This is a genomic window from Alloalcanivorax xenomutans (genome assembly GCF_032810065.1).
GTDB lineage: Bacteria > Pseudomonadota > Gammaproteobacteria > Pseudomonadales > Alcanivoracaceae > Alloalcanivorax > Alloalcanivorax xenomutans.
Genome location: NZ_CP136538.1, coordinates 1896143 through 1915347, shown reverse-complemented (window position 1 = coordinate 1915347; position 19205 = coordinate 1896143). Strand labels below are relative to the sequence as shown.

The 19205-nt window shown below is 63.3% G+C and carries 16 protein-coding genes; 7 read left to right on the top strand and 9 right to left on the bottom strand.

The features are described from left to right. Positions 1-176: 176 nt before the first annotated feature. The gene (gene betT / locus RYH70_RS08970; protein ID WP_022994482.1) at positions 177-2210 is read left to right on the top strand and encodes a choline BCCT transporter BetT; all 2034 of its coding nucleotides are present in this window, start codon (positions 177-179) and stop codon (positions 2208-2210) included. A 99-nt stretch (positions 2211-2309) separates the two neighbouring features. Here the strand turns inward: betT and RYH70_RS08965 are convergent, their stop codons facing one another. Further along, positions 2310-2993 carry an ABC transporter ATP-binding protein gene (locus tag RYH70_RS08965; RefSeq protein ID WP_022994481.1) on the bottom strand — a complete coding sequence of 228 codons (684 nt, stop codon included), beginning with the start codon at positions 2991-2993 and terminating at the stop codon, positions 2310-2312. Then, positions 2986-4221, bottom strand: coding sequence for a lipoprotein-releasing ABC transporter permease subunit (locus RYH70_RS08960; RefSeq protein WP_026949975.1), 1236 nt, complete (start codon positions 4219-4221; stop codon positions 2986-2988). The genes RYH70_RS08965 and RYH70_RS08960 overlap by 8 nt, the downstream gene beginning before the upstream one ends. A 198-nt stretch (positions 4222-4419) precedes the next feature. Here RYH70_RS08960 and RYH70_RS08955 point away from each other — a divergent pair, with 198 nt between their 5' ends. From RYH70_RS08955 to RYH70_RS08945, 3 genes are all read left to right on the top strand, one after another. Next, a complete protein-coding gene (locus RYH70_RS08955) occupies positions 4420-4929 on the top strand; it encodes a hypothetical protein (protein WP_317010094.1) in 510 nt (169 codons plus the stop codon). A gap of 190 nt (positions 4930-5119) precedes the next feature. After that, complete coding sequence (locus RYH70_RS08950) at positions 5120-6133, top strand: agmatine deiminase family protein (RefSeq protein ID WP_316310191.1); 1014 nt, start codon at positions 5120-5122, stop codon at positions 6131-6133. Position 6134: 1 nt separating this feature from the next. After that, complete coding sequence (locus tag RYH70_RS08945) at positions 6135-7043, top strand: carbon-nitrogen hydrolase (RefSeq protein WP_317010093.1); 909 nt, start codon at positions 6135-6137, stop codon at positions 7041-7043. A 141-nt stretch (positions 7044-7184) separates the two neighbouring features. Here RYH70_RS08945 and RYH70_RS08940 read toward each other — a convergent pair whose 3' ends face one another. Then, the gene (locus tag RYH70_RS08940; protein WP_022994476.1) at positions 7185-7928 is read right to left on the bottom strand and encodes an NUDIX hydrolase; all 744 of its coding nucleotides are present in this window, start codon (positions 7926-7928) and stop codon (positions 7185-7187) included. Positions 7929-8008: 80 nt separating this feature from the next. Continuing rightward, positions 8009-8524, bottom strand: coding sequence for a DUF192 domain-containing protein (locus tag RYH70_RS08935; protein ID WP_167374834.1), 516 nt, complete (start codon positions 8522-8524; stop codon positions 8009-8011). 214 nt (positions 8525-8738) lie between these two features. Here RYH70_RS08935 and RYH70_RS08930 point away from each other — a divergent pair, with 214 nt between their 5' ends. Continuing rightward, complete coding sequence (locus RYH70_RS08930; RefSeq protein ID WP_081705960.1) at positions 8739-9659, top strand: LysR family transcriptional regulator; 921 nt, start codon at positions 8739-8741, stop codon at positions 9657-9659. 394 nt (positions 9660-10053) lie between these two features. Further along, complete coding sequence (locus tag RYH70_RS08925; RefSeq protein ID WP_163121073.1) at positions 10054-10197, top strand: hypothetical protein; 144 nt, start codon at positions 10054-10056, stop codon at positions 10195-10197. A gap of 628 nt (positions 10198-10825) precedes the next feature. On the opposite strand, the gene RYH70_RS08920 is transcribed toward RYH70_RS08925, so the two are convergent. The 4 genes from RYH70_RS08920 to RYH70_RS08905 form a co-directional block, all read right to left on the bottom strand. Further along, entirely contained in the window at positions 10826-13519 is a 2694-nt protein-coding gene (locus RYH70_RS08920; RefSeq protein WP_317010092.1) for a CehA/McbA family metallohydrolase, read from the bottom strand. 333 nt (positions 13520-13852) lie between these two features. Then, on the bottom strand, positions 13853-14557 hold the full coding sequence (locus RYH70_RS08915) for a polysaccharide deacetylase family protein (protein ID WP_026949977.1): 705 nt from the start codon (positions 14555-14557) through the stop codon (positions 13853-13855). Further along, a complete protein-coding gene (locus RYH70_RS08910) occupies positions 14557-15732 on the bottom strand; it encodes a glycosyltransferase (protein ID WP_022994470.1) in 1176 nt (391 codons plus the stop codon). The genes RYH70_RS08915 and RYH70_RS08910 overlap by 1 nt, the downstream gene beginning before the upstream one ends. A 118-nt stretch (positions 15733-15850) precedes the next feature. Next, positions 15851-17017, bottom strand: coding sequence for a sulfotransferase family protein (locus RYH70_RS08905; RefSeq protein ID WP_063139700.1), 1167 nt, complete (start codon positions 17015-17017; stop codon positions 15851-15853). Positions 17018-17195: 178 nt separating this feature from the next. On the opposite strand from RYH70_RS08905, the gene RYH70_RS08900 reads away from it, so the two are divergent. Next, entirely contained in the window at positions 17196-17996 is an 801-nt protein-coding gene (locus RYH70_RS08900) for a glycerophosphodiester phosphodiesterase (protein ID WP_022994468.1), read from the top strand. Here RYH70_RS08900 and RYH70_RS08895 read toward each other — a convergent pair. Beyond that, positions 17983-19125: a patatin-like phospholipase family protein gene (locus RYH70_RS08895; RefSeq protein ID WP_026949980.1), complete on the bottom strand. Its 1143-nt coding sequence runs from the start codon at positions 19123-19125 to the stop codon at positions 17983-17985. The genes RYH70_RS08900 and RYH70_RS08895 overlap by 14 nt on opposite strands. Positions 19126-19205: the final 80 nt, after the last annotated feature.

The following is a 19205-nucleotide window of genomic DNA, read 5'->3' as shown; positions in this document are numbered from 1 at the left end:
TCCCGGCTACGCAATGTTTTTGATTTTCGCTGTTAACTATTCACTGTTCCCTATTAACTGCCTTCATTCGACGCTTCCCCCGCAAATTGTTACCCTAGTTTTCTGGGTACGGATCATTTTTCTGACAAGCCGTTGAAAAAGCCGTGGCTGTTATTCTTCAGGATAAGGAATCTTGCATGGAACCTAATTCCCTCGAGGAACCTTCCGCAAAGGTCAAAATAAACCCCCCGGTTTTTTTCACATCCGTGATCATCATTGTTGGCCTGGTGCTGTTCTCGATCTTGTTTAAAACCGAGGCGGCCGAGTTCTTTTCAACAATGAAAACCGGTGTGCAACAATACGCCAGCTGGTTTTACATTCTCACCGTGGCGATTCTTTTATCGCTGGTGGTGTTCGTGATCGTCAGCCGTTACGGGGATATCAAGCTGGGGCCGGATCACTCGGAACCGGACTACAGCTATGGCTCCTGGTTCGCCATGTTGTTTTCCGCCGGCATGGGCATCGGCTTGATGTTCTATGGCGTGGCGGAGCCGGTATTGCATTACATGTCGCCGCCCATGGCCGAGCCCGGCTCCATCGACGCCGCCAAGGAAGCCATGCGCGTTACCTTCTTCCATTGGGGGCTGCACGCCTGGGCCATTTACGCCGTGGTGGCGATGATTCTGGCGTACTTCAGTTTCCGCCATGGTTTGCCGCTGACATTACGCTCCGCTCTCTACCCCCTGATCGGCAAAAAAATCTACGGACCGATCGGTCACATGGTGGACGTTTTCGCGGTGGTCGGCACCGTGTTCGGCGTGGCCACGTCCCTTGGCCTGGGCGTGGAGCAGGTCAACGCCGGCCTCAATCATCTGTTCGGGCTGCCCAAGACCGAATGGGTGCAAGTGGGGCTGATCATCTCGATCACCGCCCTGGCCACCATCTCGGTGGTGACCGGCCTGGACGCCGGTATTCGGCGCCTCTCCGAGTTGAACCTGGCCCTGGCGTTCCTGCTATTGATGTTCGTGCTATTCCTGGGACCGACCCTGTTCCTGCTGAAGGCCTATGTGCAGAACCTCGGCGCTTATCTCTCCAATCTGGTGGACATGACGTTCAATCTGTACACCTATCAGCCGGTGGAGAACGACGGCAGTGGACCACAGGGCTGGCTCGGCGACTGGACCCTGTTCTACTGGGGCTGGTGGATTTCCTGGTCACCGTTCGTGGGCATGTTCATCGCCCGCATTTCCCGCGGCCGGTCGATCCGTGAGTTCGCCCTCGGCGTAATGCTGGTGCCGGCCGGCTTCACCCTGCTGTGGATGACGGTGTTCGGCGACTCCGGTATCCAGATGATCGCGGACAATATCTTCCCCGCCCTGGGCACCGAAGTGCAGAAGGACGCGGCGGTGGCGTTGTTCCATTTCCTCGAACAGTTCCCCTGGTCCGGTGTGATCTCGTCCATCGCGGTATTGATGGTGGTGGTGTTCTTCGTCACCTCCTCGGACTCTGGCTCCATGGTGGTGGACATGCTCGCCTCCGGCGGCCATGACGACACCCCCGTATGGCAACGGGTGTTCTGGGCCAGCTCCGAAGGGATCGTGGCGATTGCCCTGATGTTGGCCGGCGGTTTGAAGGCGCTGCAATCCGCCACCATCGCTTTGGCACTGCCATTCTCCCTGGTGCTGCTGGTGGCCTGTGTCGGCCTGTTGCGCTCACTCAAGGTGGAGGGCATCCGCAAGCTCAGCTTCCAGGCGTCGCTGGCACCACCGCCCACCGTGCACATGGGCCACAGCACTCCCGCCGGCGGCTGGAAAGCCCGCCTGCGCGGCATGGTCCATTTCCCCGGCAAGGCACGGGTTCTGCAATACGTGGCAGAGGTGGCCGCTCCGGCACTGCAATCAGTGGCCGAGGAACTGCGTGGCCATGGCCTCAAGGTGGAGGTCAACGAGAGCGACGAAGGGGATCGGGTTTATCTGACCGTGGATCTGGGCCAGGAAATGGACTTCGTCTACGGCGTGCGGGTACGCGGCTACACCCGGCCGTCCATCAGCATGCGTCAGTTGGAACACTCCAAGCGCAAGGCGGAAAGCGACCGCTACTATCGCGCCGATGTGTTCCTCAGCGAAGGCGGTCAGGACTACGATCTGATGGGCTTCACCCGCGAGCAGGTCATCGGTGATGTGCTCGACCAGTACGAGAAGCACATGCACTTCCTGCACATGATGCGGTGAGACGGCGGGCCCTTCGGGCCCGCTTTTCCAAAGCAAAAAAATCGCGGTCCTTTCCTGTATGAAAAAAGAGGACCGCGATTTTTTTTGTCTCGGGAAACCTTAATCCAGCGGCCTGAGCAAACCGTCGTGCAGCTCATGGCGGGTATGACAACGGCTGGCGAAATCCGGCGCGTGGGTCACCAGCAGGAAAGCCGTGCCCAGCGTCTGATTGAGTTCCAGCATCAGGTCCTGGACCTGGGCGGCGGTGCGCTCGTCCAGGTTGCCGGTGGGCTCATCCGCCATCACCAGCGCCGGATCGGTCACCAGCGCCCGGGCGATCGCCACCCGCTGACGCTCACCACCGCTGAGCATGGAAGGCTTGTGTTGCAGGCGTTCACCCAGCCCCACCCGGGACAGTACCCGCTCGGCGCGCTCGGTGGCGTGTTTCGGCAGCTCACCGCGAATCAGCAGCGGCATGGCCACATTTTCCAGAGCGGTGAACTCCGGCAGCAAATGATGGAACTGGTAGACGAAGCCAAGATAACGGTTGCGTATCTGCCCCAACGCCCGTTCGTTCATCCCCGCCAACGGCTGACCGCCAATGGTGACGCTGCCACGGGTCGGCACATCCAGACCGCCGAGCAGGTTCAACAAGGTGGACTTGCCGGAACCCGAGGCACCAACGATGGCCGCCATATCCCCGCGCCGCACATGCAGCTCCACGCCATTGAGCACCTGCAGCTCGCCGCGCCCTTCCTGATAGCTCTTGATCAGCCCACGGGCGTGCAGAACGGTATCATTCATAGCGCAATGCCTCCGCCGGATGGACCCGGCTGGCGCGCCAGGACGGATACAAGGTGGCCGAGAAACTGATCAGCAAAGCGATGGCGACGATGATGCCCACATCACTCCACTGCAACTCGGACGGCAGGTAGTTGACGAAATAAGCGTCGAACAGATGAGTATTGAAAGTGCGCTCGATCCATTGCGCCAGAGTGCTGACGTTATCCGCCAGCAGGATCCCCAGCACCGTGCCAAGCAAGGTGCCGACCATGCCCACCACGGTGCCCTGCACCATGAAGATCCGCATGATCGCGCCGGGGGACGCGCCCAGCGTGCGCATCACCGCGATATTGCCGCGCTTTTCGGTGACCAGCATCACTTGGCTGGAAATGATGTTGAAGGCGGCCACCGCGACGATAAAGCTGAGCAACAGCGTCATCATGGTTTTTTCCATCTTGATGGCCTGGAACAGGTTGCCGTGGGTACGGGTCCAATCACTGGTGTAGTAACCGTAGCCAAGACTCTGCTGCAGCTCCCAGCCCACCTGAGGGGCGGCGAATAAATCATTGAGCCGCAGATGCACCCCTTCCACGGAGCCCGGCTGTCGCGCCAGGCGGGCCGCGTCTTCCACGTTGACGTAGGCGTAGAGTGAGTCCACCTCGGCGCGGGCGCGGAATATCCCCACCACCGTGAACCGTTTGAAACGCGGCATCACGCCCGCCGGCGACACCGTTGCCTCCGGCAGTACCAGAGTGACTTTGTCACCCAGTTCCGCATCCAGCTTGCGGGCCACGCCATAGCCCAGCACGACGCCGAAACTACCGGACTGCAGGGCATCGAAATCCCCTTCCCACATCATGTCACCGACGATCGACACCTGGCGTTCCGCCTCCGGCTCGATCCCGGAAATCAGCGCCCCGGCCACGTTGCCGTCAAAGGTCAGCATGCCTTCCAACTGCCGGAACGGGGCCACGGCCTCCACCCCGGGATAGCCTTCGATCTGATCCGCCAGCTGCTGCCAGTCGTTGACCGGTTCGCGTCCGTATACCGACAGGTGCGTCACCATGCCAAGGATGCGGGTCTGCAGTTCCCGGTCAAAACCGTTCATCACCGACAGCACGGTGATCAATACCGCCACCCCCAACATCAGCCCCAGGGCCGAAATCAGCGTGATAACGGAAATAAAACTGTTGCGGGCCCGGGCACCGGTGTAACGCAGGCCGACATAGAGAGAGAATGGTCGAAACATGGCGCGCATTTAAGCACTATTGCCGAAATGACGAAACTGCTTTCGGTTCCGTCCCCTGGTCGGATCACCTCAACTCGCTTTGTGACCAGTATCCTCGACCATGCAAATCACAATTGATTCAATGATCCGCGTTTTTATTGATCCGGTGGCCACTGTCGCCAAGCCGGATTCCTTTTTTATGTTGTTGGGGGACACACCATGATAAGAATCGTCGTGGCGCTGCTGGCGCTGGCGGGGGGCGGCCTGGTACTGGCCGGGGAGGCGCCACAGCGTGGCATGACCCAGGCCCAGGTGCGCGCGCAGTTCGGCACCCCGGTGGACACCAGGGGGCCGGTGGGCCAGCCACCGATCAGCCGCTGGGTCTATCCGGACTACACCGTTTACTTCGAGAATCAGGTGGTGCTGCACAACGTCACCCGGCCCTTGAATGAGACCGCGGACAACGCCAGGCCGGCCAATGACGCCGGCGATACCGAAGACAGGCATCCCGGCGACGGCGCCGGAAACGCGGAACCCTCTCCCCCGCCCCCCGCTGCCGCACCCGAGCGGGACGGCGCCACCCCATCGACGGCACCGCGCGACGATACCGCCAGCGAGGCGGAGGACGGCGGTGACGACGGCCAATTCCGCTTCGATCCGGTCACCGGGCGCATTGTCATAGACGACCGGCCGACCACGGATCAGGGCGGCGGCGCGGCACGCCAGTAAAACCGTCGATCGATATTCGCCAGCAGGCCGGCTCCCACAGTTTGCGCTACGGAGCCGCTGTGGGAGCTTGTCCGGGCGGCGGGCCGCTGCAAGCGAATACCCAACACCGGAGGCCACGACATCGGGCCAGTTGACGGCGCCTTCGGGCGATACCACAATCGCGGGCCATCCCTTTTTGGAACCCGATATCATGCGCCGCCTGCTTCCCGAATGGCATCCTCAATGGGGCGTACTCCTGGCCTGGCCGGACGCCAATACCGACTGGGCCGGACTGCTGGAAGAGGCCGAACAGAGCTTCACCGCCCTGATCGGCGCCATCCTCGGCCATGAAAACGTACTGCTGCTGTGCCGCGACACGGCGGTGGAGGCCCGTGCCCGTGAGTGCCTGGGCGCCGTCGGCGCCAACCTGGCGCGGCTGCGGGTAGTCCACGCCGACTATGACGACACCTGGGCGCGGGATTTTGGTCCCATCGCGGTGGCCGACGACGACGGCTTGCGCCTGTTGGATTTCCGCTTCAACGGCTGGGGCGGCAAATTCCCGGCGGAGCGCGACAACGCCCTCAATCGCCGTCTGCCCTGGCGGGTTCCCGTGGAGGGTGTCGGGCTGGTTCTGGAAGGCGGCTCCATCGACACCGATGGCCAGGGCACGCTGCTCACCACCCGTCATTGCCTGGGCCACCCCAATCGTAATCCGGATCTGGATGACCAGGCCCTGGAAGCGGCGCTGCGCGAGCATCTTGGCGTGGACCGCATCTGGTGGCTGGAACACGGTCATCTGGAAGGCGACGACACCGACGCCCACGTGGATACACTGGCCCGCTTCGTCAATCCCACCACCATCGCCTACGTGCAGTGTCAGGACGACGGCGACAGCCACTACCCCGCCCTGGCGGCCATGGAACGGGAACTTCAAATACTGGCCGAGCAGAATGGTTTGACGCTGGCACCGTTGCCAATGGTGTCGTCGCAGTACAATGACGACCGCGAGCGATTGCCGGCCACCTATGCCAACTTCCTGATCACCAATCAGGCGATTCTGATGCCCACCTACCAATGCCCCACCGATGAAGCGGCGCTGACCGCGCTGCAACAGGCGGCGGGCAGCCGGCCGGTGATCGGCATTCCCTGCCGCGCCCTGATCGAACAGGGCGGCAGCCTGCATTGCGTTACCATGCAATTACCGGAAGGCGTGCTGGAGGACTGACATGCGGATCGCCCTGGTTCAACAAAACATTGTTCAACACAGCAACGGCAACGACCTGGAAGCCAACCTGAACCGGTCCGTGGAACTGGTGCGTCAGGCCGCCGCCGAAGGGGCCGAACTGGTGCTGCTGCAGGAACTGCACCGCAGCCTCTATTTCTGCCAGACCGAGGACACGTCAGTGTTCGACCTGGCCGAGCCGATCCCCGGCCCCAGCACCGAACGGCTCGGCGCTCTGGCCCGGGAACTGAACATCGTCATCGTCGGCAGTCTGTTCGAAAAACGCGCCGCCGGCCTCTACCACAACACCGCGGTGGTGCTGGAACGGGACGGAACCCTGGCGGGCATCTATCGCAAGATGCACATCCCCGACGACCCCGGGTTCTACGAGAAATTCTACTTCACCCCTGGTGATGCCACTTTCAATGACGGCCACTCCGGTTTCACGCCGATTCAGACCAGCGTCGGCAAGCTGGGCGTGCTGGTGTGCTGGGACCAGTGGTATCCGGAAGCGGCCCGGCTGATGGCGCTGGCCGGTGCCGAGTTGCTGCTCTACCCCACCGCCATCGGCTGGGACCGCAACGACGATGACGCCGAGCAGCAGCGGCAACTGGACGCCTGGATCACCGTGCAGCGAGCCCACGGCGTCGCCAATGGCCTGCCGGTGCTGGTGGCCAACCGCACCGGCTTCGAGACCAGCCCGCACGGTGGCGATGGCATTCAGTTCTGGGGCAACAGCTTCGTCTGTGGCCCGCAAGGTGAATTCCTGGCCCGGGCCGGCAGCGACGAGGAAACCGTGCTGGTGGTCGACGTGGATACCCGCCGTAGCGAGGCGGTGCGACGCATCTGGCCGTACCTGCGCGACCGCCGCGTGGACGCTTACGGCGATCTCAGCAAACGCTACCGGGACTGAATAACCTCGCGATCCGGCGATCCGCTGACACCAGGTCACTGTAGGAGCTTGCCTGCAAGCGAATTCTTCCACCGTCGGAGAATATATTCGCTTGCAGGCAAGCTCCCACAGCGGCTAAAGAACAGGGTGCATGTTCCCCCTTTACGGCGAGGCGAAGCGCTCGGCGGCATCTTCCTCGCTCAACGGCGCCATCCGCCGTGGGCGGTGAACGCTGGCGTATTCCATCACCGCCGTCACCGAATCGAACTGACCGAGACGGCGCAGCACACTCAACGTCGGAGTAGCGAACTGGCGCTCGCCTCCGCCATGATATTCCAACGCCAGACGGGGGTTGACCCAGCAGTGGTCGATGGTTTCCTGGCCATCATGACGGGGTTGCTGGAACGGTGGTGCCTCGGCGACGAAGAAACGGGTATCAAAGCGGCGCGGCGGCCCCGGCGGGGTCACCCAATGATCGAAATAGCCCAGGCTTTCCAGTGGCACCCGCAGATCGTGGCGCCGGCACAACGTCAGCCAGTCCAGTTCGCCGTTCATGACCGCGTCACGGTCATCGGCCAGTACCGGATGGTGTGGTTCCGGCCAGTCGGCATCGCCGGGCCGGGCCAGCAATACACCGGCCTCCTCGAAACACTCACGAATCGCCGCCACCAGATAGCCCAGACCGCCTGCTTCCAGATTCAGCAGGGTGTTGGCGGCGGCCTCATCGAGGCCGTCCAGATGGGGCATCAACGCCGGATCGGAATCGGCGTGATCCACCGCGCCACCGGGGAAAACATAGAAACCGGGCATGAACACCGCTTTGTGGGTGCGCTGCAGCATAAGTACTTCGAGGCCCTCACGGGCGTCCCGAAGCAGGGCCAGGGTGGCCGCGGGACGTGGTTGCATAGATCAGCTCGCTTGATTCTTCTTTCCCTTCACCATAGCCGGTCCTTGAGCGGAATGCGACGCTTGCCAGGCGACTCCGTTCATTCCTCGCTCTCCGGCCCGCATTCCACGGCGTCATTGGCCGGTCTGACCCGGCTGCCCGGCGTCACGCCGTGGCGGGCGAAAAAGCCGGCATTCACTTCCAGGACGTTTGAATAGCGGGCATCGGAGCGGTACACCGGGCAGGAATAAGGGTCACGGTGAAGGCAGGGTTCCATGGTGTGAATCGTCAGGATTTCACCGCTCTGGTCCAGGAACGCGATATCCAGCGGAATGCGTGTGTTGAACATCCAGAAACCGTTGGCCGCCGGCTGTGGCCGTTCAAACCGGAACCACATGCCCTTGAACGCGCCCAGTTCATCCCGCTCCATCAGGCCACGGGCCCGCTCTTCAGGAGTGTCCGCCAATTCCACCAGTAGCCTCTCCGATAGGCCATCCACACACAGCACGGTATGCCCCGACGGCACTTCCACGGCCATCCCCAGGGATGTCACCATCGTCAATCCGGCCGCCAGCAGCCTGACCGGAAACCACTGAGCGATAGTCCGTGCTATCAAGGCGTTGATTCTCCCATGGTTGTTAACATGGCAATGGCTCATTGCCGGGCTCATAACTTATGTGCACAATTGTATTCAAAAAGTTGTTTTGTGATATAGTCAACTGAATTCGCTTTCCTGAGGTGTGCATCAAGGACTCCCCAGGCGGAGAAAGGCTTCTCCGTCGGCACACCTCCGCGCATAACAACAAACAAGTGCGGAACGAAGGATAAGAATGATGAAACGGACGCCAGACTTCAGCCTCTTTCTCGCCGTGGTAAAAGCCGGCACCCTGTCGGAAGCTTCCAGGGTTCTCGGTATGTCCGCGGCGGCGATCAGCAAGTATCTCACGCAACTGGAACAGCACATGAAGCTGCGCCTGCTGGCCCGCAGCGCCCGCGGCTTTCATCTTACCGAGCATGGTCGTGAACTGTTCGAAAGTCTCGATCACATGCTGCCGGAACTGACCCCTATTCTCGGGGAGCCGATGTCGCGGCTGGACCATCCCACCGGCACCCTGAAAGTAGTCTCCTCCATCGCCCTGGGGCGTCACCGGGTGGCACCCTTGCTATCGGAATTCAGCGCCCGCTATCCGGAGGTGTCCATCCAGTTACAACTGGGCGACGCGCCGGAAGATCTGTTCCGCTCCGGCGTGGACGTGGTGATCTCTCCTGGTGAGCCCATCGATCAGTCGCTGGTGGCGCGCCGGTTGATTACTCACCCGTGTTGTTTGTGCGCGGCGCCGGACTATCTGGCAAGGCGGCCAGCGCCTTCCCACCCCCGGGAATTGCACCAGCACGACTGCTTGATACTGGATTGCCACGGTGCCTTCCGCGATCGCTGGGTGCTGCGCGACCCTCGTGGCGGCACCCACACCATCAAGGTGGCGCCGCACAAGATCACCGATAACAGCGAGCAGCTCAAGCAGTGGCTGCTGGACGGCCACGGGCTGGCCCTGAAAAGCGAATGGGACATCGCCGAGCATCTTCACCGGGGTGAATTGGTCAAGATCCTGCCCGATTACGAAATGCCGCAGCTGAGTTTCTATGTGATCTACGGTGGCCGCCACCTGGTACCGGCGAAAACCCGGGCTTTCGTGCAGTTCATCGAGAATCAGCTGCGCCCCCGGGAAGATCCGGAACGCCTGCGCGCCTGAGCACTGGCTTAAGGTGCCCGCCCCGGTGGCCCGACCCGGCTACGGGGGCGGTGATCATTTTTTATTCTTTTTTCTTTTCTTTATCCCTCCATAAGCGTAGTTTGAAGAGCAGAACCTTCGGTTAGAGGCCGGAGGTCGGGCCCGAGGGATCGGGCGATACAGGTTGCAGCAAGACCCGACTGAACATGGCGCACGGGCGATACGGGAGCTGATCGGCTCCCCAAGCAGGTCCCGGAGTTTTTACCGACTCCCGAGCCGGCACTACCCCCGCCGGAGCAGTCTCGAAGGAACCCGGCCGGATCCACTGGAGATGGCAAGACGGTTCCGTTCGATGCCCCCATGCGCAGCCCATTACTGGCCTCCCAAAAGGAGGCCTCACAGGGAGGTTCATATCATGACTGACCGCTTGCTTTACAAACTACTGCTGGCATTCGCGCTGATCTACCTGCTCGGCGCCACCACCTCCACGCGTGCCCACGAACCCGACTCATCCCTTTCTTTGCCCTTCTCCCAAAGCGCTGTCGTTTTCTCTGCCTGACGCCAATCGGGGGCTCTGGCCCACCGCGTAGCGGTGGGCTTTTTTATGACCGCTATCCGTGGCGGCCACCCTCCGGGCCGTCACAGAAGTGACGTTAAAAATCGTTCCCGACGATTTTTTATGGTTCATCGCGGTTTAGAGGGAAACGGCCTTACCCTCCATCAGGGACAGCGGAGCCGTGTTACGCCTTTGCGGGAACGTCGTGAAGCAGGTTCCGCAAAGGCGTAACACGGCTCCGCTTCGAGGTGCCAGACGGCCGTTTCTGGAAAGGTCCGTCGTCGTTGGAGTCCGGAACGCGGCGGTTCACTCGAAACGGGTCTGCATGGAGGCCTTCCGGGACCCTGTTTGACAGGGACGTCAAACCGGGAGCTTACAGGGATGTATTTACAGCGATCCCGGAAGGCTTCCATGCAGACCCGTGCCCCCGATGGAGACGCTCATTCCCGTCATTCCGCGATGAACCTTTTTTATGACCGCCATCCGTGGCGGTCACCCTCCGGGCCGTCGCTAAAGCGACGTTAAAAATCGTTCCCGACGATTTATTTATGACCGCCATCCGTGGCGGTCACCCTCCGGGCCGTCGCTAAAGCGACGTTAAAAATCGTTCCCGACGATTTATTCATGACCCTCAGTGCGGATGAGGATGATCATGGTCCTGCGTTTCCGGCGAGGGTATCGCCCGGGCCCGATCCAGCCAGCGCCGCCGCCAGTTGGCCAGAGTATCGCTAGTGACGCTTCGGGTGCCGGTCAGCAGCGACGGCGTCTCGCCCACGGCGCTGCCGGTGAGGCGATGGAACACCCTCCAGGTAGGGTCCCGTTGCGCCAGCCCCCCTCGATCCGACGCAAATACCACCTGGTCGCCCGCCGCCCGGGGCCAAACCGCGTTACCCGTGCCCGACAGCCGCCGCGCCGGGCTCCAGCCCGTCTCCGCGCGCCAGCGACTCCCCCATAAACGATGGCGCCAATCGCTGTCCCGGGTGTCCATCCAAACAGCCTGAATCGCGCCGTCACCGCGGACCGCCAGCGTCGGCCTCTGGCTCATGGCCTGATCATTGCTGCCCACCGGCACCGGTTCCGACCAGCTCAATCCCCCATCCTCGGAGACACTGGCCAGAATGGCACTGTTGACCCCGGCACTGCGCAGCACCTTGGCATCCCAGGCGGCGATCAGGCGGCCGCCGCCATCGGCGACCAGACTCGGGTGGCGATCCGCCAGCGCGGTCTCGATGAAAGCGTCATCCGGGCTGCCATTATTGGAGACCCGAACCAGGGGGGACCAGACTCCCGTGTCCGGATCGCGCCGGCGAGTGACGATTTCCCAATTGTCCGGATCGGTACGATCCAACCCTTCCAGGCCATCGTAAAAACCGGTCTGTCCGGTCCAGCCCGGATTAACGTCGAAGCGATTGTCCTGGAACGCCACCACCACGGTATCGTCCGCCAGCACCGTCAGCGCCGGATGCAGGGACGAGGGATCACGGGTGCTGCGGGTATCCAACGCATGACCACCGTCACAAACCTTGTCGCTGCTGAGCGACTCCGCGGCACCATCGGCGCCGATCTGTACCATCAGATCAAAGCACCGCCGGGCGTTATCGCTCCACGCCACCACCGGCCGTCCGTCGGCGAGCACCGCCAATGCCGGCCGGATCGCCCGTCCCTCGGTGGCGCTCAGAAGCACCTCCGGTTCCCAGGTCAAACCACCATCGGTGGAACCGCGCAGAATGATCCGCGGCCGGCGCGGTTGCTGCCCGCGACGCTCATCCTCCCAGACCACCCACACGCGGCCGCCGCCAGCAGCAACCCGGGGGAAGCGCGCGGCGCCCGCCAGCGTATTGAGCACCACCGGCTCGGCCTGATCGCCGCGCCGGAACAGGATATCGGTGCCCTCGGCGTCGTGGCGTTCGGCCACCACCAGAGGCACTCCCTCCGCCGTCTCGGCAACGTCCGCGAAGCCGCTGAAGGCGCCGCGCTCCCCCACTACCAACGCGGCGCCGTCCCGCCATTGCAGGGACGCCGGCACCGCCCTTTCCCCTTGCGGCACGCCGCCAGCGTCGGAGGCGCGCAGGAATACCGGCGAGGTCAGCGCTTTGCGCACACCCAGCAAATCGGTGACTTCGGCATAAACCCAGTAAGGCGCATCGCCCTCGGGCCGGCTCACCGTGGTCACGAAGGTGTCATCAGAGGAGGAAGGCCGGAACGTGGCCAGAGGGCCAGCGTCCCTGCCCGGCGCCGCGTACAACCTCAGACGGTGCGCCAGCCCCCGCTGCACCCGCATTCGCAACGTCACCGGCTGCCCCGCCGCAGCCACCACCGCATCGCCCGGTAACGCCTCGAAGACGCCATCACCCTGAGCGTCCGCGCGCAACGTCAGAAACGGCGCCAGAGCACCGCCCTGGCTCAGCACCGTGTGGCCGTGCCGGAGTGCCCCGAGAATCGCCCGCTCGGTAACCACCGGAGCGAACACATGGGTTTTCACCGTACCCGGGCCGAACCCCAGCCACAGTTCGCGAAAATGGTTGTCGGAACTGGCGGTGACGCCGGTTTCCATACCCAGATTCCAGCGGCTCTCGGCGTAGGCCAGTTGGGCGTCCTTGTCCTGGGCGATGTTCCAGACCTCGATCAGATCACCGCCGATCAGGCTGGCGTGATCATTGGGCGTGCCGTCGTCATCGCTCCAGTCCCTATCCGGATGGTTCGATTGCCACACCGCGCCCTGGCCGTGAGCATCCCAAAGGCTCTGCTGGGTAGGCCGGTGCTCCGCGCCTTCAGCGCCATCCATACCATCAAGGACGGTGTCCACGGCGCCGAGGATGTTGGCATGGGGCCGGCCATTGGCTTCCTCTCCAGGGATCAACAGCAGATCCCCGGAGGTCCATAACGGATCCCAGTGCTGGTCGTAGGTGCGATGATCGGTGAGGGCCAGGAAATCCAGGTCCTGGCGCACCGCCTGACCGATCTGATCGGCCACCGCCACGTTGCCAGGCAAGGCGTCGTCACTGGCCTGACGCCACATGGAACCATCCGAGGAGTGATCGGTATGAACGTGGGTATCGGTGGCCAGCCACTGGCCCCGGGGTGCCTCCAGGGGGGCCGCGGGTAGCGGCTCATTGCGCCACTCCGGATCGAAATAGACCGGCTCGGGTTCAGGCTCCGGTTCTGGCTCGGGATCCGGGTCCCCCTGCCCAGGCGGCGAGCCCGGATCACCACCATCATCCGGCTGGCCCGTGCCACCCGAGCCACCGCCGCCCCCGCAACTGGCAAGCACCAGCAACAGCAGTCCCAGGCCAAGCCACCGATTGATCCCTCTACTTTGTTCCACCGCCGATTACTCCTTGTCCTGCCCAGGCACCATGGTTCCAGGTTTAAAACCAGCGGCACTTTAAGCGCGCCCCATGTTGCTCCGATGACAGCGGGGTTATCGAAACCGGCAACTGTGTTGTGAAAATGTAAGGTTCATCGCCAAATAACGGAGATAATTACCTCCATCGAGGCGCGGCTCTGTACGGAGGCCTTCCGGGACCCTGTTTGACAGGGACGTCAAACCGGGAGCCTACAGGGACGTATTCACGGCGTTCCCGCGAAAGCGTAACGCGCCTCCGCTGTCCCCGATGGAGGGAAACGAACCAACAGCAAATAGAAGGCGTCTGAGGCCTCAGCGTGACCAGACCGAGGCGTCGTAGGCCAGCGGCCGTTCGACCCTGGCGATGTCGGCGAGCAGATCGTGGCGCAGGTGGTAATCCAGATCAAAAGGGTGGATCGACAGACGCAACGGCGTGCCGGTAACGGCGGCGAGACCACGATTAACGGCATTGCACAGGCGCAACACGCGGGCACGGCCAGGGGTGTCCGCTTCGTACCCCAGCAACGGCAACAGACGGAAGCGGCTCTCGCGCAGATCGTGGATACCGGTCAGCGTCTCCAGGTAACGGAATGGCAGCTGTGCACGCTGCCGCCGCGACAGCGCACCCAGCGCCCAGGCCGGCGGCACGTACAGATCACCGACCGGAACCCGGTGTCGTCCAAACCAGTCATGGCACTCCCCGATCAGAGCGGCCACGCCCTCGCCATCCAGGGACAGATGCTCGGCCACATCGCGCGACAGCAGCGCACTGTGCGCACGGTGATAGAGACTTCGCGGAGGGTCGCAACGATGGCGCCAGCCGTGACCGGCCAGCGGGTACCCGCGCGCCGCCAGACCCCGCAGCCAGGAAAGGTCGTCATCGCTCCAGTCCCGACCCGGCACCACCAGCAGGGTCACCGCTTGCGCCGGCAGCCGGTCCAGAACGGCCAGCAGCGACGACACCGCGGCGCGGGTCTCCGGCATCACGTCATGCACCGAAACCAGAACCGGTGCCATCAACTCACCCGTGCCTGAGTGGAAAGCCGCCGCAACAGCGCCAGGGTCGGCGACGGCCACGGCTTCGGCAGCGACTGGGCCTGGCCGGCGCACTGTTCCAGCACCCGCAGCCAGTGCCCCACCGCCTGTTCGTTCATCAGCACGGCGGCGGATCGGCCGCTACGGGCACGCAGCGCCCGGCTGCCGGCGCTTTTCGCCTCCAGCTCCGCCAACGCCTGCGCCAGACTCTGATCGCGGCCCTGCACCACCAACGCCGCCCCCAGCGCCGGCCATTGATTGATGCCGCAGGCCGGCGCCGTGATCACCAGGCGCTCCCGGGCCAACGCTTCCAGCGCCACGGTGCCGAACGCTTCCACCGTGGAAGGCAGGATCAGCACCTGGGCGTCATCCAATGCCCGTACCACGGTGGCGCGATCGCACCAGCCCAGATACCGCAGATTGGGATAGCGTTCGGTGGCGGCCTCCACTTTGTCCCTCTGGGGGCCGTCCCCGGCCACGGTAAAGGTCATCTCCGGGCGGGCCGCCGCCAGTTCCAGGAAGCGGTCAATGTTCTTCTCCGCCGCCAGCCGGCCCACATACAGCACCGAGGACACCGTGTCCGCCAGCGGCGTCACCGGCGTGTGCACGAATTCCGGCGCCAGCGGCGTACCCACCAGTTGCGGATGGCGAGCGCCGGCCTGTCGCGCCTTGCCGAGCATGTCCTCGCTGATGGTCACCACCGCGCTGCTGCCACGGAACAGGGTCCGGTTCAGCCAGTTCAGAAAACCGCCAGCCAGACGCGCCAGGCGCGGCCCCCAATAGAGCTGCACCAGTTTGTCGTAATCGGTCTGAAAGGTGACACAGACGGGGATACCCAGTTTGCCGGCGGCCCAATAGGCCCCCAGAGAAAAGATCCCGGGACCGGGGATCACCACCACATGGGGTTTCATTTCCCACATCAGCGCGGTCAGCTCACGCATTTTGGGAAAGAAAAGCCGCTGAGTGGCATCGCCGGGAATGGGAATGGACGCCCCCTGACAGGGGTGCGGATCCTCGAGGCTGGGCGAGACCAGTTCCACCCGCGCCACCCGATCCTGCAAATGCGCCACCAGATCCTGGAAGTAGGCACCGACCCCATTGCGTCCCTTCATGGCGTCGACGACGAACAGCACGCGTAAATCGCTTTGTTTCACCATAGGACTTTGCCTCGTGAATACGCATCGCGCTGGCACATCATCGTGACGATACCAGGGCGATGCGTGTTCGCGGGCACAGTATGGTGAGAGCCGATGTCGATTTTGTGACAATCCGCTTTCATCCACTCTCTCCTTCCGGCAGCGGAAATGAAAAACGCTGATAGACCCAGCCGAAGGTGCGCCGCAACGGCTCCACCTCCAACCCCAGTTCGCGGGCATCGTAATGATGACCGCTGCGATAACGCCGGGCACGTTCCGACTCGGCGACGAGATAGCGCTGGTACTCCCGCGAGGGCGTCCAACCGAAACGCCGGTAGAACCCTTCCACCGTGTCCCGCGGATCGGCGGCGAGTGACTCCATTACCGACAGCGCCTGGCGGGATGGCGGCAGCGCGTCAAGGCTGTCGAGCAGGTGACGGTAGTAGTAGTCGAGCATCGCCATGAAGCCCTCACGCCAGTAGGCAGCGGTATCACGGCCGTCGAAAAGACGGGCACCGACGACAATGGAGTTGATCTGTGAGGGCACCGATTGAGTGGGGTTACGCAAACAGCCGATGAAACGGGCGTCCGGAAAGGTCTCCGCCAGGGCCTGGATCCAGGGTGTGAACGAGGGGTTCTTGGACAGGAACACCCGGTCCTCGCCATGGAAATACAGGTGCCGCTGCACGAACCGGCGGTAGGCCGCCATGATCCGGCGCTTTTCCGCCGCCGGCAGATCGCGGTCGGCGAATGTCAGGCGCCAGAGACGCTCGTCCGGCACCACCAGCACCAGCAGGAAACAACCCAGCACCGGCAACAGCGCCAGGTAATCCTCCTCCGGATCACGCAACCCGGTCTTGTGAATATCATCCAGACCGCCGAGCAGCCGCCGCTCCAGCCAGGCCAGCAGCCGTCCCAGCGGCTGGCCGAGCCGGCGGTCGATGAGGCCGATGCCGTGAAACAGGTAACGCTGGCTGATGGAGGGCGCGAAAATCAGTTCCCACAGGGAGGTGGTGGTGAAACGCTGGTCATCGCCGGCCAGCAGACGGTGCAAAAAAGTGGTGCCGCTGCGCGGAATGCCCACCACGAACAGCGGCTCGCGCACGGCGATCTGGCGATAACGGGGAAACAGCACCCGATCCAGCAGCAAGGCCAGGCCGTTGATCGTCTGCAGCAGCAAAAAGGCGGGCCAGAACAGCGCCATGGCCAGCAGCCGTCGCGGCGACCAACCACTCACCCTGCCCTGATAATCCGGGTTCCAGGATTTCAGGAACAACCGCCCGTACAGTTTGGCCACATGCCACATATGGAGGTTTCCCGATTCACGCCATTCGCGGTGATCCTAGGGTTCAAGAATGACCGTTTTATGACGTTTTGCAACCCCCGCGCCGACGCTTGCGGCGTTCCCCGGCGCGCTGCACAATGCCGCCAGCTTTTTTATTGCTCCCGGCAATTTTCTATGACCGCCGTACAGGATACCCGCCATGTCCCAGCCCTTCCCCACCATCGTCGGCCATCGCGGCGCCCGTGGCGAGGCGCCTGAGAACACCCTGGCGGGCTTTCAGGTGGCGGTGGCGGCGGGCGCCGGAGAAATCGAGCTGGATGTGCGCCTTTCCGCCGACGGCCATCTGATCGTTCTGCACGACAGCGACCTGAAGCGCACCACCGGCCAGAAGGGCCACGCCCGGCATTTCACCCTGGCCCAGCTCAATCTGATGGACGCCCGCGTCAACACACCCGGCTGGCACAGCACCGTGGGGGTGCCCTCGCTGCGCGAAGTAGTGGCCCTGTGCGGCCCGGCCATGCGCTTTCAGTTCGAGGTGAAGGGCGCCGACCGTGCCATCCTGCACCAGCTGGCCCATCAGTTGACGCATATGATCGACCAGGACGGTCTGCGTGAGCGGGTGGTGATCACCTCCAGTCATACCGGCTTCCTGCGCATGGTCGCCACCATGGCCCCGCATCTTGAACGCGGCTATGTCAGTGAATACCGCTACCAACAACCCACCCGGCGCGCCGCCGCGCTCGGCTGTCGCTGGCTGATGCCCCACCACAGTCTGGTCTCGCCGCGGCTGATGCGCAGCGCCCGCCGGCGCGGACTCAAGGTCTCCACCTGGACCGTCAATGATCTCAATGAGGCGGAACGGCTGGCAAGGCTCGGCGTGGACGGCATCATCACCGACTTCCCCACCAGCTTCCTGGCCCACTTTCGCGGCAAGGATCAGCGTCAGGTGGCGGCCCCCGCCGCCCAGGCCGAGTTGGATCCGAGCCTCAGGGATCCTTGAAGAAGTCGCGGATTTCCTGCTCCCGGGCCGTCGCGTCCCGATACCCCAATTCGATCAGCTCGCGGGTGAAGCCGGGCTCGAACAGCAAATAACTGAGCGCGCCGGCACCCGGCGAACGGGTGGCGCCGGAACCGCGCAAGAAGAACCGCAAGGTGCGCGGCAACTCGCGCGAATGCCGCCCCGCGATCTCGTCGATGGGCTCGGAGGGATAGATCTTAAGAACATCCACGGGCCGCAGTTGGATGCCACGCTGGCGCCGCTGACCGGCATCGGTGGCGGCCAGGGTGTTGTTGATGCGCTCGAGCCGTTCCACGTCCCCTTCCAGGGTATCGACGAACACGCTGTTCAACACATGACCAAGCACCTGGGCCAGCGAAGGATAGCCGCTGAGCGCCTGTTGCTGTCCCGGACTGTTGCCGCCGGACACGCCGATCACCAACAGGCGGTTGGCGCCCAGATGCAATGCCGGGCTCACCGGGGCCAGTTGGCGTACCGCGCCGTCGCCGTAAAAACTGCCGTCCACCTGCTCCGCCGGAAACAACAGCGGAATCGCCGCCGACGCCAGCATGTGCTGCACACCGATCACCGAGCGGCGCCCGAGGCGGCGGGCCCGGGTCCATTCCTGCAGATCATCGGCGCCCTGGAAGAACGATACCGACTCGCCGGTGGCGTAACTGGACGCGGTGATCGACAGCGCCCGCAAATGGCCCTTGTCCACGCTGTCGCCGATCCGCTGAAAATTGATCAGCAAGCGCAGCAGCCGTTTCAGCGGCGTGTTATCGAGCAAGGCGCTGCGAGTCTTGGCCTGGCCGCCGGTGGCGGCGGAAAACATCCAGCGCAGCAGGCTGCTGGTGAAAGCGAAAATATCGGTGCGGTAAACCTGCTCGGCGGTCATGTTGGACCACACCCGGTCCAGGCTGTGCACCGCGGTGGCGTAGTTGTGAGCACCGGCGGCCAGACCGGCGGCGTTGATGGCGCCGGCGGAGGTGCCGCAAATAATCGGAAACGGATTGGGCGACTGCGCCGGCAGCATTTCCGCCACCGCGCGCAATACCCCGACCTGATAGGCGGCGCGAGCGCCGCCACCGGACAATATCAACCCCCGCACCGGGGGCGTTGGTGATGCCATGAATGGTTCTCCTCGAAGCGCCTCAGTATGCCTTTGGCGCGCCTCAGCGTCATCCGCTGGCGTCACTGTTTCGGCTGTCT

Coding starts and splice junctions, on each gene's coding strand:
- betT (WP_022994482.1), top strand. CDS start 177: ATGGAACCTAATTCCCTCGAGGAACCTTCCGCAAAGGTCAAAATAAAC.
- RYH70_RS08965 (WP_022994481.1), bottom strand. CDS start 2,993: ATGAATGATACCGTTCTGCACGCCCGTGGGCTGATCAAGAGCTATCAG.
- RYH70_RS08960 (WP_026949975.1), bottom strand. CDS start 4,221: ATGTTTCGACCATTCTCTCTCTATGTCGGCCTGCGTTACACCGGTGCC.
- RYH70_RS08955 (WP_317010094.1), top strand. CDS start 4,420: ATGATAAGAATCGTCGTGGCGCTGCTGGCGCTGGCGGGGGGCGGCCTG.
- RYH70_RS08950 (WP_316310191.1), top strand. CDS start 5,120: ATGCGCCGCCTGCTTCCCGAATGGCATCCTCAATGGGGCGTACTCCTG.
- RYH70_RS08945 (WP_317010093.1), top strand. CDS start 6,135: ATGCGGATCGCCCTGGTTCAACAAAACATTGTTCAACACAGCAACGGC.
- RYH70_RS08940 (WP_022994476.1), bottom strand. CDS start 7,928: ATGCAACCACGTCCCGCGGCCACCCTGGCCCTGCTTCGGGACGCCCGT.
- RYH70_RS08930 (WP_081705960.1), top strand. CDS start 8,739: ATGATGAAACGGACGCCAGACTTCAGCCTCTTTCTCGCCGTGGTAAAA.
- RYH70_RS08925 (WP_163121073.1), top strand. CDS start 10,054: ATGACTGACCGCTTGCTTTACAAACTACTGCTGGCATTCGCGCTGATC.
- RYH70_RS08915 (WP_026949977.1), bottom strand. CDS start 14,557: ATGGCACCGGTTCTGGTTTCGGTGCATGACGTGATGCCGGAGACCCGC.
- RYH70_RS08910 (WP_022994470.1), bottom strand. CDS start 15,732: ATGGTGAAACAAAGCGATTTACGCGTGCTGTTCGTCGTCGACGCCATG.
- RYH70_RS08905 (WP_063139700.1), bottom strand. CDS start 17,017: ATGTGGCATGTGGCCAAACTGTACGGGCGGTTGTTCCTGAAATCCTGG.
- RYH70_RS08900 (WP_022994468.1), top strand. CDS start 17,196: ATGTCCCAGCCCTTCCCCACCATCGTCGGCCATCGCGGCGCCCGTGGC.
- RYH70_RS08895 (WP_026949980.1), bottom strand. CDS start 19,125: ATGGCATCACCAACGCCCCCGGTGCGGGGGTTGATATTGTCCGGTGGC.